Annotated in this window: 12 protein-coding genes; 7 read left to right on the top strand and 5 right to left on the bottom strand. The window is 72.8% G+C overall.

The features are described 5' to 3' along the window. Nucleotides 1-3 precede the first annotated feature (3 nt). From ACH47X_RS13415 to ACH47X_RS13400, 4 genes are read left to right on the top strand one after another with little or no spacing between them, the layout of a single operon-like run. Entirely contained in the window at nucleotides 4-999 is a 996-nt protein-coding gene (locus tag ACH47X_RS13415) for an ABC transporter permease (RefSeq protein ID WP_397405006.1), read from the top strand. Next, nucleotides 996-1,940 (top strand): ABC transporter permease, encoded by a 945-nt coding sequence (locus ACH47X_RS13410; protein ID WP_397405004.1) that lies wholly within the window; start codon nucleotides 996-998, stop codon nucleotides 1,938-1,940. Before ACH47X_RS13415 ends, ACH47X_RS13410 begins: the two co-directional genes overlap by 4 nt. Continuing rightward, nucleotides 1,940-2,890, top strand: coding sequence for an ABC transporter ATP-binding protein (locus tag ACH47X_RS13405; protein ID WP_397405002.1), 951 nt, complete (start codon nucleotides 1,940-1,942; stop codon nucleotides 2,888-2,890). Before ACH47X_RS13410 ends, ACH47X_RS13405 begins: the two co-directional genes overlap by 1 nt. Continuing rightward, nucleotides 2,890-3,882: an ABC transporter ATP-binding protein gene (locus ACH47X_RS13400; RefSeq protein ID WP_142040296.1), complete on the top strand. Its 993-nt coding sequence runs from the start codon at nucleotides 2,890-2,892 to the stop codon at nucleotides 3,880-3,882. The genes ACH47X_RS13405 and ACH47X_RS13400 overlap by 1 nt, the downstream gene beginning before the upstream one ends. Before the next feature lie 44 nt (nucleotides 3,883-3,926). Here the strand turns inward: ACH47X_RS13400 and ACH47X_RS13395 are convergent, their stop codons facing one another. Further along, on the bottom strand, nucleotides 3,927-4,916 hold the full coding sequence (locus ACH47X_RS13395) for a L,D-transpeptidase (RefSeq protein ID WP_397405000.1): 990 nt from the start codon (nucleotides 4,914-4,916) through the stop codon (nucleotides 3,927-3,929). A 104-nt stretch (nucleotides 4,917-5,020) separates the two neighbouring features. On the opposite strand from ACH47X_RS13395, the gene ACH47X_RS13390 reads away from it, so the two are divergent. Then, nucleotides 5,021-6,421, top strand: coding sequence for a winged helix-turn-helix domain-containing protein (locus ACH47X_RS13390; RefSeq protein ID WP_397404998.1), 1,401 nt, complete (start codon nucleotides 5,021-5,023; stop codon nucleotides 6,419-6,421). Nucleotides 6,422-6,780: 359 nt separating this feature from the next. Here ACH47X_RS13390 and ACH47X_RS13385 read toward each other — a convergent pair whose 3' ends face one another. Continuing rightward, nucleotides 6,781-8,022: an MFS transporter gene (locus ACH47X_RS13385; RefSeq protein ID WP_397404996.1), complete on the bottom strand. Its 1,242-nt coding sequence runs from the start codon at nucleotides 8,020-8,022 to the stop codon at nucleotides 6,781-6,783. Between the two features lie 528 nt (nucleotides 8,023-8,550). Here ACH47X_RS13385 and ACH47X_RS13380 point away from each other — a divergent pair. Then, nucleotides 8,551-12,621 (top strand): hypothetical protein, encoded by a 4,071-nt coding sequence (locus tag ACH47X_RS13380; RefSeq protein WP_397404994.1) that lies wholly within the window; start codon nucleotides 8,551-8,553, stop codon nucleotides 12,619-12,621. A 234-nt stretch (nucleotides 12,622-12,855) separates the two neighbouring features. Further along, on the top strand, nucleotides 12,856-13,101 hold the full coding sequence (locus ACH47X_RS13375; RefSeq protein WP_397404992.1) for a hypothetical protein: 246 nt from the start codon (nucleotides 12,856-12,858) through the stop codon (nucleotides 13,099-13,101). Nucleotides 13,102-13,397: 296 nt separating this feature from the next. Here the strand turns inward: ACH47X_RS13375 and mscL are convergent, their stop codons facing one another. From mscL to ACH47X_RS13360, 3 genes are all read right to left on the bottom strand, one after another. Further along, on the bottom strand, nucleotides 13,398-13,838 hold the full coding sequence (gene mscL, locus ACH47X_RS13370; protein WP_142040271.1) for a large conductance mechanosensitive channel protein MscL: 441 nt from the start codon (nucleotides 13,836-13,838) through the stop codon (nucleotides 13,398-13,400). 120 nt (nucleotides 13,839-13,958) lie between these two features. Beyond that, nucleotides 13,959-14,816: an SAF domain-containing protein gene (locus ACH47X_RS13365; protein ID WP_397404989.1), complete on the bottom strand. Its 858-nt coding sequence runs from the start codon at nucleotides 14,814-14,816 to the stop codon at nucleotides 13,959-13,961. Nucleotides 14,817-15,079: 263 nt separating this feature from the next. Continuing rightward, the gene (locus ACH47X_RS13360) at nucleotides 15,080-15,424 is read right to left on the bottom strand and encodes an FmdB family zinc ribbon protein (RefSeq protein WP_397404987.1); all 345 of its coding nucleotides are present in this window, start codon (nucleotides 15,422-15,424) and stop codon (nucleotides 15,080-15,082) included. Nucleotides 15,425-15,446: the final 22 nt, after the last annotated feature.

Below are 15,446 nucleotides of genomic sequence, written 5' to 3'. Positions count from 1 at the left end.
CGCATGCGCGGCTATCTCGCGCGTAAGACCGTGATCTACGGCCTGACGTTCGTCGTGGCGGTCACGCTGAACTGGCTGATCCCCCGGCTCATGCCGGGGGATCCGGTCCAGCGGATGGTGGCGCGCGCCGCCGTCCAGCACCCCGAGACGATCGCGGCCATGACCGCGTACTACGAGCAGACGTTCGGGCTCGACCTGCCGCTGTGGCAGCAGTACCTGAACTACTGGGCCGCGCTGTTCCGCGGCGACCTGGGCACGAGCGTGTGGCTGTTCCCCGCGCCCGTGGCCCAGGTCGTGCTCGACGCCGTGCCGTACACGCTGGGCATCATGATCCCCGCGATCCTGCTGAGCTTCGTGGTCGGCAACAGCGTGGGGGCCATGGCGGCGCGCAGCCGCTGGCTCGACAACGTGGCCCTGCCCGTCGGGTACCTCATCACGGCCATGCCGTACATGTGGCTCGCGATCCTCCTCGCGTGGGGCCTCGGCGTCGCGCTCGGGTGGTTCCCCGTGGCCGGCGGCTACGACTTCGGCATGGTGCCGCAGTGGTCGTGGGCCTTCGCGGGCGACCTGCTGCAGCACTGGGTGCTGCCGTTCCTCTCGCTGTTCCTGGTCTCGCTGGGCGGCTGGGCGATCGGCATGCGGAACCTGATCATCTACGAGCTCGAGTCCGACTACGCGAACTACCTGTCCGCGCTCGGCGCACCCAAGCGGCTCGTTCGGCAGTACGCGTTCCGCAACGCGATGCTGCCGCAGATCACGGGCCTGGCGCTGCAGCTCGGCACCATCCTGGGCGGCGCCCTCGTGACCGAGATCGTGTTCGCCTATCCGGGCCTGGGCAAGCTCGTGCTGTCCGCCATCCAGAACCAGGACTTCTTCCTGCTGCAGGGCACCCTGCTGTTCGTGGTGATCGGCGTGCTCCTGGCCAACTTCGTGATCGACATCGTCTACGTGCTGGTGGACCCCCGCACGCGGACCGGACTGACGGGGGGTACCTCATGACGGCGACACAGCCTGCGGCAGCACCCGGCACCGGGACCGAGGCGACCGAACCGCCCGGGGCGGCCCTGGCGCCGTCGGGCAGCCGGAAGCCCGGGGGAGACGCGCGCGAGACGCTGTACTTCGCGCTGCGCAACCCCAAGGTCGTGATCGGCTCGGTGGTGGTGCTCGGGTTCCTGCTGCTGGGGCTGCTCGGGCCACTCTTCCTGAAGAACGCGCCCATGGACTACGCGGGGCCGCCCATGGCGCCGCCGTCGGCGGACTTCCCGTTCGGCACGACGACGTTCGGCCAGGACGTCTTCGCGCAGTTCGTCGCTGGCCTGCGCTCCACGTTCCTCGTGGGCCTGCTGGGCGGTGGCGTGGCCGCCGTCATCGGCATGGCCATCGGGTTCGTCGCGGGCTACCGCGGCGGTCTGATCGACGAGCTGCTCAACATGCTCACCAACGTGGTGCTGGTCATCCCTGGCTTCGTGGTGCTCATCATCATCAACGCCTACCTGGGCGTGCGCAGCGTGCCGATGCAGGCGCTGTACATCGGCGTGTTCAGCTGGCCGTGGGTCGCGCGCGCGGTGCGTGCGCAGACCCTGTCGCTGCGCTCGCGGGACTTCATCGACCTGGCGCGGCTGTCCGGGGTGGGGGTGGGCACGATCCTGCGGCGCGAGGTCGCGCCCAACATGTACTCCTACCTCTTCATGACGTTCGTGCTGCTGTTCGGTGGGTCCATCCTGACGGCGGCGTCGCTCGACTTCATCGGGCTCGGGCCCACCAACGCGATGTCGCTCGGCCTGATGATGAACCAGGCCGTGCAGTGGAGCGCGCTCCATCTGGGGCTGTGGTGGTGGTTCATCCCACCGGGGCTGGGGATCACGCTCATCGTGGGCTCGCTGTACATCATGAACGTCGGTCTCGACGAGGTCTTCAACCCCAAGCTGCGGGAGATGTGATGTCCCTTTCCGTGACCGACCTGCGGGTCCACTACCGCACCCTGCGCGGCGACGTGAAGGCGCTGGACGGCGTCACCTTCGAGGTGGCGGACGGCGAGATCATGGGCATCGCCGGCGAGTCCGGCTGCGGCAAGACGACGCTCGGCAAGGCCCTCATCCGCCTCGACACCCGCATGAAGCACGCGGGCGGCACCGTCGCCCTCGACGGGGAGAAGCTCCCTATCGCCGACGACGGTGCCATGCGGCGCCACCGTTACCGCGAGGTGTCCCTCATCCCGCAGTACGCGATGTCCGCGATGAACCCGACCCGCAAGATCGGCCGGATGATCCGCGACCTGCTCGCCGCGCACAACGTGCGGTACGTGGATGTGCTGCCCGAGCTGGAACGCCGGCTGAAGCTCGTCGGCCTCGACACCGACGTGCTGAAGCGGTACCCGATCGAGCTGTCGGGCGGCATGAAGCAGCGCGTGGTGCTGGTGCTCTCGACCCTGCTGAACCCGTCGCTCCTGATCGGTGACGAGGTGACGTCCGCGCTGGACGTCTCCTCGCAGAAGGCGGTGGCCCGCGCGCTCGTCGAGTTCCGCGACCACGGGTTCGTGCGGTCGATGATCGTCATCACGCACGACATCTCCGTGCTCTTCCAGGTGGCCGACACCATCCTGGTCATGTACGCCGGGCACCTCGCCGAGAAGGCGCCCGCCCGGACGATCATCGACGAGCCCCTGCACCCGTACACCAAGATGCTCATCGGGGCGCTGCCCAAGGTGGGCGACCGGTACGAGGAGCAGCAGCTGGAAGGCATCGAGGGGCGGCCGCCGTCGCTGCTCGACCCGCCCGAGGGCTGCCGGTTCCGCGCCCGCTGCCCCCTGGCGCACGACCGGTGTGCCGAGGCGCCGCCCTTCCGCGAGGTGGCCGAGGGCCACCAGGTCGCGTGCTGGGCGGTGAGCTGATGCTGACGATCGAAGCGCTCGACAAGGTCTACAAGACCGGCACCTTCGGCACCTCCGACCTGCACGCCGTGCGGCAGGTCAGCCTCGACGTGCAGCGTGGCGAGGTGGTCTCGCTCATCGGGGAGTCCGGCAGCGGCAAGTCGACCATCGGCAAGATGGTGCTCCACCTGCTCGACTCCACGGGCGGCAGCATCACGTTCGACGGCCGTGACGTCACCCGGCTCGGGTTCCGGGCGCGGCGCGACTACTACCGCAAGGTCCAGGGCGTGTTCCAGGACCCGTTCAGCTCGTTCAACCCGATCTTCAAGGTGGACCGGACGTTCGAGACGCTGCGGCGGTCCTACTTCCCGAGGGTCTCCGGTGCTGCCTGGCGAGAGAAGCTGGAGGAGGCACTGGGCGCGGTCAGCCTCGAACCCGGCGACACCCTCGGCAAGTTCCCGCACCAGCTCTCCGGCGGGCAGCTGCAGCGCCTGCTCATCGCGCGCGCCCTGCTGCTCGACATCGAGCTGCTCGTCGCCGACGAGATCATCTCCATGCTCGACGCCTCCACCCGCATCGACGTGCTCAACCTGCTGGGCGAGCTCAAGGGGCGCGGCCTCGGCATCCTGTTCGTCACCCACGACCTCTCGCTCGGCAACTACGTGTCCGACCGCGTAGTCATCCTCTACAAGGGGCGCGTGGTGGAGCGCGGCGCGACCGCCGCCGTCTTCGACGACCCGCTGCACCCCTACACGCGCGACCTGCTGGCTTCGGTGCCGCATCTCGACCGCACGTGGGAGGAGGTCGAGGCCGAGGAGTCCGCGCGGTCCGCGCGTCTGGCCGGGCGGTGCCTCTACCACGAGGCGCTCGCGGCCCAGGGGCGTGCGCTCGGCGACGAGGTCGCCGCGGGGAACACCCCGGCCGACGACGTCGGCCTGGTCGAGCACGCCCCCGGGCACTTCGTGGGGTGCTTCCGCAAGGCGGCCGACGAGGAGTGCCCGGCGGGGGTGTGACCGGCGGGCGTGAACCGGGTGTGCCGGTGCTGGTCCTGGCCCGTTCAGGCCTTGATGAGCACGGGTACGCCCGGTTCGAGGTCCGTCAGGTGCTCGAAGTCGGCGCTCGTCAGGCGGACGCACCCGTTGCTCACGGCCTGGCCCTGCCCCTCGCCCACGTGCAGCGCCGTCGCGGCGTAGTCGGTCCCGTAGAAGCCGTCCAGCGACTCGCTCTGCATCGACAGGAACACCGACATCCCGGTGTTCACGGCCTCAGTGACCGTGAACACCTGGGTGAGGCCGAGCGGCGTCGGCGTCTCGGCCGCGCCGACGGCGGCGGGGAGCTCGTCCTGGGTACCGTCGGCGTGGGTGAGGGTCACGGTGCGGTCCGACAGGTCGACCACGACCGAGCGCTGCTCCCGCTCCTCGACGACATCGCTCGCGCGCAGCCAGCCGGAGACGCCGTTGACCTTGTCCGGGTCGTCCGACGGCAGCGCGCCACGGCCGTACGGGATCAGCACCTTGACCCAGTCGGTCTCGCGTTCGAGCACCAGCCAGCGGGCGTCGGCGTCGTAGTAGTCGGCCTCCAGGGCGAGCACCGGCGGCACGGTCGTGTCCGGCTCGGCCCAGACCGGGACCTTGCCCTTCCTCGGCTCGGCCACCGCGCCGGGCAGGTCCTCGAGCGAGTCGAGCGTGGTGTGCGGCAGCTGGGCAGGGAGCAGCCCGTCGATGTCCGGCGTGGGCAGGGCCGCCAGCGAGTAACCGGCGGCCTGCGGCGTGGCCTTGACCGGCGTCGGGCTGGCGGACGGCGACGGGGACGCCGACGGCGCGGCGTCGGCCGTCTCGGCCGGGCCCCGTAGCCCCAGCCAGACGGCCGTACCGACGATCGCGACGAGCGCGACGGCCGCCACCCAGATCCAGGTCCTGCGGCTCTGCGTCATCTGCTCGTTCTCCCCTGTGCGACGGCGCTGCCCGCGCCCCGGTCCCGACGTCGGGTCCATCGTGCCCTGCGCCGCTGCTGCGCGCAGCAGCCAGCGACGATACCGGGTTGTCACAGTTGTCCGATATCTTCGTGCCCGCCCCCGTGTCGATCCGAACTGTTGTTCGGTTCCGGCGCCAGGGCAGCGACCGACAGGCAACCGACGAAGGAGAGATCACCGTGGCCACCGCCGACCGGGCGTACCCCGTGACGAACGTCCCGACGCGCCGTTCCCGCAACCTGGTGCTCACCGGCGCGATCTCCGTCGCGCTGATCTCCACCGGGTCCGCCTACCTGGCGATGGTCCAGTTCGGCATCGACGTGCTCGCCATGAGCCAGGGCACCGCGTACGCGACCGCCGGCGTCTTCGAGCTGTCGCTGGTGACCGTGGCGCTCCTGGCCCGGGAGGCCGCGCGGGACAACCGGCCCGGCGGCACATTGCTCGCCCTCACCTGGCTGCTGTCGTCGGCGTCCGGCGTCTTCGCCGCCTGGCACGAGGCGTACATCGGCCACCCCGTGGGCGCCGTCCTCTTCCGGTTCATCGTGCCGCTGCTCGCCGCGCTCATGTGGCACCTCGCGCTGATCGGCGACCGGCACCTGGCCACGGGCACGTCCTGGTCCGCGCTGCGGCAGTCCGCGCGCATGCACGCCCTGTTCCTCACCACCGAGGACCTGTTCCGGGCCCAGAGCCTGAACGACGGGTCGCGCGCCGCCCGCCGCCGGCTCGCACGCGCCGAGGCCGGCCGCCGTCGGGCCCGCTCCGTGGCGCTGCGCACCGTACCGCCCACCGAGATGCGCGCCCAGGTCGCGGCCTGGTGCGAGGCGCTCGCCGCCGTCGGCGACGGCACCGCCGACGTCGCCCGGCTGCACGCCGCCGACCGGCAGCGCCTGACCGGCATCCTCGTGGACGAGCCGATGGACGGCCGGCCCCTTGACTCGCGGCTCGAGGTCGGCGCGCCCGACTACGAGCGGTGGGCGGCGGACGCCGTCGCCGCGGAGTTCGGGGAGCGGGGCGGCGTCGGGGAGCGGGCGTATGCCGACGGCCGTTCGTACGACGCCGCGGGCGGGCGGCCGCGCGGAGGCGGCGAGAGTGAGCCGTACGGCGTCGCCGAGGGCCGGCCCGCAGCGCGCACCGCGGCCCTCGATCCGCGCCGGGAATCCGTGAGTGAGCGCGCCCCGCAGCCCGACGCCGTGTTCGACCAGGCGGAGCCGAAGGCCGAGGTGGCGGGTGTGGAGGTGCCGGTCGCGGAGGGGCTGGCCGCGGAGGTGCCGGGCGTGGAGGCGTCGGGCGGGAAGGTGCCGGGCGGGAAGGTGCCGGGTGCGGAGGTGCCGGCTGCGAAGCCGGCCGAGGCCGCGGCGCAGGCGACGGCGAACGTCCGGGACGCGATCCCGCGCCGTCGTACGCCGCGCCGGAACACCCAGCTCGGCACGCGGGACGCGGAGCGGATGATCGACCTGCGGACCAAGGGGCGGACCTACCGGGAGATCGCGGAGGAGGTCGGCGTCAGCCGGTCCACGGTCGGCAAGCGTATGCGCGAGTTCACGGAGACGGGCTCGATCCCGATCGTCAAGGCGCGCTGACCTTCTACAGAGTCGTTCGGGCCGACCGGCGTCATCAGGTCGCCGGGCTCGGTGGGGCCGCTGGGCTCACCGCGCCTACTGGGTTGGACGGGGCCGCTGGGCTCGCCGGGCGACGCTTTCGGCAGTTCGCCCTGGACGTCACCTTCGAGGCCCGACTTTTCTTCGCTTTGCGTCACCGCAAAGCGAAGAAAAGTCGGGCCTCGAAAGTTAGGGGCGGCCCCGGCTCTGGGCGACCCCGTCGTCGTCCCGTGGAGGGGGCCGGCGACCCCGGACAGGGGCCCGGCGAACGAGGCCGACGGGTCAGCGCCCCAGCCCCGCCGACGGCGCCCCGCCGACGGCGGGCGGCCGACGGCGGGCGGTCAGTCCGTCGCCTTGGCGTGGGCGACGTTCGCCAGGGACCGCCACACCAGCAGCAGCGTGATCCCGGAACCCGCGAACGCGAACCACCACGGGGCCACCAGGCCCCAGTGCTCCGCGACGACGCCGCCGATGGCCTGCCCCACGACGAGGCCCCCGAACACGCAGATCATGTTGATCGACGCGACGCGGCCCTGGAACACCCTGGGCACCGCGCGCTGGCGCACCGTGGTGGACAGCGTGCCCCAGACGAACGCGTAGACCCCGAACTCGAACATGATGGCGATCGCCACCCAGCCGTTGGTGGTCAGCGCGAACGCGCCATGGGTGAGCACCTCCAGCGTGAGGCAGACCCGGATGAGCGTCGCGAGGTTCACGTGCCGCTCCAGCCAGCCGTAGATCAGGATGCCCACGATGCCGCCCAGGGCGCTCGCGGTGGTGAGCAGGCCGTAGCCCACCTCGCTCATGTGCAGGTGGTCCAGGGAGTACTTCACGAGCACGCCCCACGGGGCCGCCCAGGTGACGTTGAAGACGAGGATGACGACGCACAGCGTGCGCACGGGCGGGTGGTGCCACACCCAGCGCAGTCCCTCGGCGATGTCCTTGCGGACGTGGGAGTCGCCGTCGCGCGCCGTGGTGAACGACGCGCCGGACGGGGCCGTGATGCGTGAGACGAGCACGATCGCCAGCGCCGCGCACACCACCTGGATCGCGAAGGGCCAGGCCATGCCGACGGCGAAGAAGAACGCGCCGACCGGTGGTCCCACCAGCTGGTTCGCGGCGAGGAACCCGGCCTGCATGCGCTGGTTGCCCGCACCGAGGTCGGCGGGTGCCACGAGGGTGGGCAGGAGGGTCTGCTGGGTGGTGTCCGCGAAGACCTCCGCGGTGCCGTAGAGGAACATCGCGGCGAGCACCATGGTGATGCTCACCGTGCCTGTGCCGATGAAGACGCACAGGACCGCGATCACCAGTGCGCGGATCGCGTTGGCGACGATGACGACGAGGCGCCGGTCGAGGCGGTCTGCCAGCGCGCCGGCCCAGAGGCCGAACAGGAGCCAGGGCAGTCGCTGCAGCATCGCGGCGAGGGCGACGAGGAACGCGCTGTCGGTCTGCGAGGCGACCAGGAGGGGCCCTGCGGCCAGCGCGATGCCGTCGCCGATGTTGCTCGTCCACGACGACGAGACGAGCCAGCGGAACGACCGGCCGAGCCTGCGGGGGAAGACTGCCTCGACGAGTGCGCTCACAAGCGTTCGAGTCTAGGAGCCGCTGTCCAGGCTTTTTTCCGAGTCCGCGTACGGTGCTCCGGAAGGGCGAGATGTCGCCCTGATCGGGGCCCTTCGCGAGGCGAAAACTTGCACCTCGACAACGGCCTTGAGACGTGTTTGCCGCAACCTGGACACTCGTCCGAGTCGGTGTTGACGTCCGCCTGGAACAGGTGCACACTCTCACAAGACGGTGCGCATCGCCCGCCCCCTGCGCGGTGCGCACTGTCATTACCCCGGTGGACTTCGGTCCACCTGCTGAGCCCCTTCGGACCCCCTGCCGGAGGGGCTTTTGCATGCCCTGGGCCACCGCGCCGGGGTCCCGGGGCGCTGCTCCGATTGCCCCCGGCGACATCCCTCCAGGCTCGGTTTCACCCCCGTGGGGCCCGTTCGGGGCACATGTCACCCGGGTGACTTCCGGGTCGATCGCGCCCGGGCCCGTGCGGGGTGCGGTGTGTCGCGCGGCGTGGCGTCCGGACCTTGCGGACACCACGCGGTTAGTTTGCTGGGGTGAACGCTGCACGCCGCCAGACCGCAGCCGCTCCCGAGATCTCGGTCGACCTGTCCGAGGAACTCTCGGCCGCGCTGAAGGACGAGAACGTGGACCAAGCCGCCGAGCTTGCCGCGTCGGAGGCCCAGGGGTCCACGCCGGACACTGCCCGGGACCCCATGGCCGAGTCGGTCGCGCAGTGGCGCGCCGGGCTCGTCCGCCTCGCGGGAGGGTCCTCCCTGGCCGACGTCGGGCTGCTCGGGGAGGCAGTGATCGACCTGTCGGCCGCGCACCCCTCAGGGGTCGCCCAGCTCTTCGCGGGCCGGCCCACCCGCCTGTCCAGCCTGATCCGTGAGACCGGCGCGCTGCCGACCGCCCGCCGTCGGGCCCGGGCCGTGGCCGCGCGCTCCGCGGAGCACGCGCAGCGCTACGGGGTCTCGCCCACGTACCTCGCGATCGGGGTGGCGACCTGGACCGAGCGTCCCGCTCCGGGCGCGAGCGGCGACGCCAACGACATGGAGGCGATCACGCGCGTGCTGGGACCGGCGTTCTCGTCGGGGTCCTCGGCGTCCGCGGCCTCCGCGACCGAGCCCGGCGGCGACTCCGCCGACAGCCCCGCCGACGCGCCCGCGTTGACCGGGTCCGTGCCGATCGTGACGCTGGCGATGCCCGCGAACGGGGCGGCCCCGGCGGCCGACGAGGACGACCAGGAGCCGCGCGTGGTCCGCGCGCCCGTGCTGCTGCGGCCGGTCATGCTGACGCCCCGCAGCGACGGCGAGGGCGACTACGACATCACGCTGGACCCCACGGCCGAGATCAACCCCGTGGTGGCGCGCACGCTGCGTGCGCACGGCGCCCTGCTCGACCCGAACGCGCTGGCCAAGGCGACGTTCACGCTCGCCGGTTTCAACCCGACGGACGTGCTCGACCGGGTCGCGAGCCTCGGCTCCGCGGTGCTGGGGGAGTTCCGGCTGGACCGGCGGATGCTGGTGGGCACGTTCGTGCACCCGGGCCAGGTGCTCGTGGACGACCTCGACGAGCTCGGGTCGAGCCTGCGGGACCACGAGGTCGTCGCGGCGCTCGGCGGCGTCGACGCGTCGGTGACGAGGCTGGGGAAGACGGAGCTGCCCGAGCCGCGCGTGGGCGACGCCGACCCGGCGCACGAGCGCGGCGTCGGCGACCTGGACCCGCACCAGCGGCACGTGGTCGACGCCCTCGCGTCGGGCAGCCACCTGTTCGTGGACGCGCCGGTCGGGTCCGACGTCGCGGGCACGCTGTCCGCCGTCGTCGCCGAGGCGAACGCGAGCGGACGCTCGGTCCTGTACGTACCGGGTCACCGCCGGGCCGCGGACGCGCTGGCCGCGCGCCTCGACGCGCTGGGCCTGGGCGGCTTGCTGCTCGACATCGCGCCGGTGCCGACCTGGCGCACCTCGACCTCCCGGCGCCTGCTGGAGGCGATGGCGCCCGCGCAGGAGCACATCGACGCCGACGAGGTGGCACGCGTGCGGGACGCGCTGATCGGGTCACGCGCGCAGCTCGCCGGGTACATCGAGGCGCTGCACCGGGTGCGCGAGCCGTGGCGGGTCTCGGCGTACGACGCCCTGCAGGCGCTGGCGCGGCTCACGTCCGAGCGGCCGGCGCCGGCCACGCGCGTGCGGCTCGACCCGGAGTCGGTGCTGGCTCTCGGCACGGAGCGCCGGTCCGAGCTCGCGGCCGACCTGGAGCGGGCGGCCGAGCTGGGGGCGTTCACGCTCAAGTCCTCGTCGAGCCCGTGGTTCGGCGCGCACATCCTGACCGACGACGACGCCCGCTCCGCCCTTGCGCGCGTGACCCGCCTGGGCGAGCACACGCTGCCGGAGCTGCGCAAGCAGATCGAGTACGTCTCCAAGGTGACGGGCCTGGTCGAGGCCTCGACGGCGCGGCAGTGGGGCGAGCAGCTCCGGATGCTCGGCGGCATGCGGGGCACGCTCGACGTGTTCCAGCCGATGGTCTTCGAACGCACCGCGGCCGACATGGTGCAGGCCACCGCGTCGCGCAAGCAGCGTGCCGACCAGGGCGCCGAGATGGGCTGGCTGGAGCGGCGTCGGCTCAAGCGGCGAGCACGCGAGATGGTGCGCCCCGGCGTGCGGGTGCCGGACATGCACGCGGCCCTCGTCGAGGTGCAGCGGCAGCGCGAGGTGTGGCAGGCCCAGTGCCCGCGCGGCGGCTGGCCCACGCTCCCTGAAGGACTCGCGGGCGTGGAGGAGACCTACGAGGCGGTGCGCATCGACCTCGAGGCGCTCGAACCCGTGCTGCGCTCGTCGCAGGCGGGCGGCGGGCTGCTCGACCTCGACCTGTTCGCCCTGGTCCAGCGCCTCGCCGCGCTGTCCGAGACGCAGGACGCACTGGCCCCGCTCCCCGAGCGGACGGCGCTGCTGCGGCGCCTGCGCGCCTCGGGGCTCGACGAGCTGGTCGACGACCTGGGGGAGCGCCGCGTCGAGGCGGACCTCGTGGGCCCGGAGCTGGAGCTGTCGTGGTGGTCGTCGGTGTTCGAGCAGATCCTGGCCCTCGAGCCGGACCTCGCCGGGCAGGACGGCGCCGGGCTGGACGCGCTCGCGGGCCGGTTCCGCGAGCTCGACCGCCGGCACGTGGACTCGCTGTCCGCGCCCGTCCGGGCCGCGGTGCGCGCGCACCTCGGTGCGGCGATGCGCGACGAGCGGGAGGACGCCGAGGCGCTCTACGCGACGCTGGTCGGCGGCGGCCTGAGCTCGATGCGCGACCTGGTCAAGGAGCACGGCTCGACCGTGCGCCGGCTGCGCCCCACCTGGGTGTCGACGCCGACCATGGTGCCGCACCTGCTGCCCGCCGAGAAGAGCGCCGACCTGGTGATCCTCGACGCCGTGCAGCACGTGCCGGTCGAGGTGGTCGTGCCCGCCCTGGCGCGCGGCCGGCAGATCGTCGTGGTCGGCGACCCGCGGTCGGCGTCCGGCACCGCGGTGCGAGACCTCGCGCGGCTGCTGCCGCGCGTGACGCTCCAGCCCGAGCCCGCGCGGCGCGACCCGCGGCTCACGGGCCTGCTCGCCGAGCACGGGTACGAGGGCATCATGCGACCCGCGCCGCTGCCGCGGACCGAGGCGCTGGTGCACTTCTCGCTCGTGGACGGCACCGGTATGCCGGACCCGGTCTCCGGCACCGTCGAGTCGACGAGCGCCGAGGTGGAGCGGGTGGTCGACCTGGCGATCGAGCACGCGATGACCCGGCCCGAGGAGACCTTCGGCATCGTGACCGTCACGGCCGCGCACGCCGACCGGATCCGCGAGCGGCTGCTCGCCGAGGTGCGGGCCAACCCGGCGTTGGCGCCGTTCTTCGCGGGCTCGCGGCCCGAGCCCGTGGTGGTCGCCGACGTGACCGGCGTGGCGGGCCTGGCGCGGGACACGATCGTGCTCACCCTCGGCTTCGGGCGGACTCCGCACGGTCGCGTGCTGCACCGGTTCGGCGTGCTGGGCGACGGCGGCGGCGACGCGATGCTGCTGGGCTCGCTCGGCGCAGCGCGCAAGAGGCTGCACGTCGTGTCGTGCTTCCCGGCCTCCGACCTGGACCCCGAGCGGCTGCGCGGCCCCGGGCCGCAGATGCTGGCGCGGGTGCTGTCGTTCGCGGAGGAGCGCTCGGGGCTCGCGGACCAGGTCGAGATCGGCAACGGTGTGGACGTCGCACGGTCGGTCGACCGCCTGGTCGTGGACCTGGGGGAGCGGCTGTGGCGGTCCGGCCTCGTGGTCGAGACGGACTACGGCCTGCCCGGCGGCGACCGCATCCCGCTCGCGGTGGGACACCCTGACCTGCCGGGCGAGCTGCTGGTGGCTGTGCTGACCGACGACGCCGCGTACGTGGCCGAGCCCTCGATCCGGGTGCGGGACCGGCAGCTCGCCGAGCGCCTGGAGCGTCTCGGCTGGGTGGTGGCGCAGGTGTGGTCCGCGGCCGCGTTCCTGGACCCGGACGCCGAGGCCGAGCGCGTGCGCCGCGTGGTGCTGTCCGTGCGTGACGCCCGCGTCGGGCTGTCCGGGGGTGTGGCGCCGGCGGCGGAGCTGGTGGTGCCGCAGGTCCTGGACGACTGAGCGGGCCCGGCACGGAGCGGGTGTCTGCGGCGGGCCTGGTGCGCGTTGTTGGGCGGGTGCGTGCGGCCGGGCGGGCGGGTGCGTGCCGCGTTGGGCTGATCGCGGGCCGGGCGGGTGCGTGCGGGCGGGTGCGTGCGTGCTGCGTCGGACTGATCGCGGGCCGGGGCGGGTACGTGCGGCCGGGCCGGCGCCTGCCGCGTCCGGCTGATCGCGGGCCGGGGCGACAATGGTGCGGTGAGCGAGACCGAGAACCGACCGGCCGAGGCCGGCCTCGACCCTGCGCCCTCAGGCGCCACGCCCCGGCGGCGGGGGCCGCGGCGCGCCGTGCGGCGCGGGACCGAGCGTGAGGTGGTGCTCGGCGTCAGCGCGGACGAGCGCCCGGCGGGCTGGGGCGAGGGTGCCGACGGCGGCGGTGCCGAGGCCGGCCACGGCTCGAACGACGAGCAGCTCCGCCGCGACGTCCCGCCGCACTGGGGCTGACCGCCGCACTGGGGCTGACCGACGCACTGGGGCTGACCGCCGCAGCGCGGCTGACCGACGCGTCGGCGATGGCACCGATCGCGTGGTCGGCAGTACGGCGGATGGTCGGTAGAACGTCAGGTGGTCGGCAGCTCGAGCTACCGACCACCTGACGTTCTACCGACCATCGTTTCGCGCGAGCGCACCGGTCGGTGATGCTTCGCTCAGCCGGCCAGCCGGCCAGCCGGCCAGATCGATGCGCCGCGCCGGGGTGGTGCCGTGCACAAGGTCAAGGGGCGCCGCGTCGGCCGCCCGGCTCAGTTGTTCGAGGCGTTCGACTGCGAGCCGGCCTGGACGCGCAGCAGGTCGCGGATCTCGGTCAGCAGCACGGTCTGCTCGTCGAGGGCCTCCTCGACGACCTCCTCCTCGGCAGGCTTCCTGCGCAGTTCGCTCAGCTTCTTGACCGGCATGATCACGAAGAAGTAGATCGCCGCCGAGATCAGCAGGAACATGATCAGGCCCTGGATGAACAGGCCGATCTGGAACACGGTCTCCTCGCCCTTCCAGTTCGGGACGGAGAACGCGATCGACGTGAAGTCGGGAGCGCCCACGAGCCACCCGATGAGCGGCATGATGAAGCCGTCGACGAGGCCGCTGATGACCCCGGAGAAGGCGGCGCCGATGACGACGGCGACCGCGAGGTCGAGCACGTTGCCGCGCGTGATGAATTCTTTGAAGCCGTTGAACAGGTCGCGCATGGATCCCCCTGGGACTCTCAAGTTGGTGTGGGTCGGCATGGGCCGGAACCTCGACCGAGATTGTGGTGGAAAATCCCGTTCAGCGCATGTCGGACCCGGCATTCTGCCGTAGGGACCACGTCATTGATCGGCCGTTCTTTGAGCCGGGCCCGACGACGGCACCAGCACCGCCGTCACCGATCCCCACCCGGAGACCGCCGACAGGTCCGGGGCGTCCTCGGGCAGCACCGCGACCAGGGTGACGGATCCCTCGCCCTCCGGGACCGACCCGAGCAGCCCGCCGGACTCCTTGGGCGCGCGGCCGGCGGGGACAGGCAGCACCAGCGCGGCGCGGGCGAGGTACCGGGGCTCGGCGCTCGGTTCGCTGCCCGACGTCGTCCCGGCCAGCAGGTCGACCCGGTCCCCGGGACGAAGCAGCGCGGCGACGGCGCCGTCGGCGAGGCGGACCGGGACCACGACCGTGCCGTGCGGAGCGGCGGCGGAGACACCGTCGTCGGACACGAGCGTGGTGTGCAGCAGGGCGCCTGCGGGCAGCCCGACGACGGCGGCGCGGCCCAGCAGCGCGCGGGCAGTGTGCAGGGCGCCGGGCGGGGCCAGGTCGGCGGCGACGGCGCGCACCGAGATGTCTTCCCTGGTGAGCTGGGTTCCGGCCGCGACAGGCCGGGCCGTGACGGCGACGTCGACGGTCGGGGGCGGCGGCGGGCGCAGGAGGTGTATCGCCAGCGCGGCGGCGAGCCCGAGCAGTGCCGCGGCCAGGGCGAAGCGCCAGCGCCACAGGACGCGGCGCACGCGTCGGAGGCCCGGTGAACGGGGCCGGCCCGGCCGGGGCACCAGCCCGGCGAGCCGTGCCCGCGGCGTCCGGCCCGGTCGTGTCTGCCTGCCGTGCGGCTCCGCCCGCCCCCACGGCGTGCGCGAGCCCGTGCCGCGCGGTGCCTCGTGGCGCGCGGCCGGCGCGACGAGAGTGTCGAGAAGTCCCATGCCTCCGACGCTAGGCAGCAGATCCGGGGGCACGGGGCCGCCGTCGGGCAACCTGTGCACGAAAGCGGGAGAAAGCCGCCTGTGGTCGCGCTCGAACGCCTGTGGTCACGTGAGGCGTGCCGGTCCGTGCGCGGCACGACTTACTCGGGCCGGATGCGGCAGGTTGCCGTCAGCCCCGCGGCCGCCGCTGATGCCGGGCCGCCGGCGTGAGCGCGGCAACTGCCGAGCCCCGGAGGGTGAGCCCAGCACGCCGGCGGATCAGGTCAGGACGACGCAGCCTTCGACGAGCTGGAGCCGCTGGACGCCGACCCCGAGGAGCTCGTCGAGCTCGACGAGCTGGAGGAGCTCGACGAGGACGACCCGGAGTCGCTCGACGAGGAGGACGAGGACGACTCCGACGTCGCGGCCTTCACCGTGCTGCTCGTCGAGGTGCTGCGCGAGTCGGTGCGGTAGAAGCCCGACCCCTTGAACGTGACGCCCACCGAGCTGAACACCTTGCGCAGCTTGCCCTGGCACTCCGGGCAGACGGTCAGCGACTCGTCGGTGAACTCCTGGTGGATGTCGAACGCGTGGCCGCAGTCGGCACACCGGTACGCATAGGTGGGCACGTGCACTCCTCTGGGACGTCAG

The organism is Promicromonospora kroppenstedtii (assembly GCF_044389675.1).
GTDB lineage: Bacteria > Actinomycetota > Actinomycetes > Actinomycetales > Cellulomonadaceae > Promicromonospora > Promicromonospora kroppenstedtii.
This window is presented reverse-complemented; position numbering and strand designations above follow the sequence as displayed.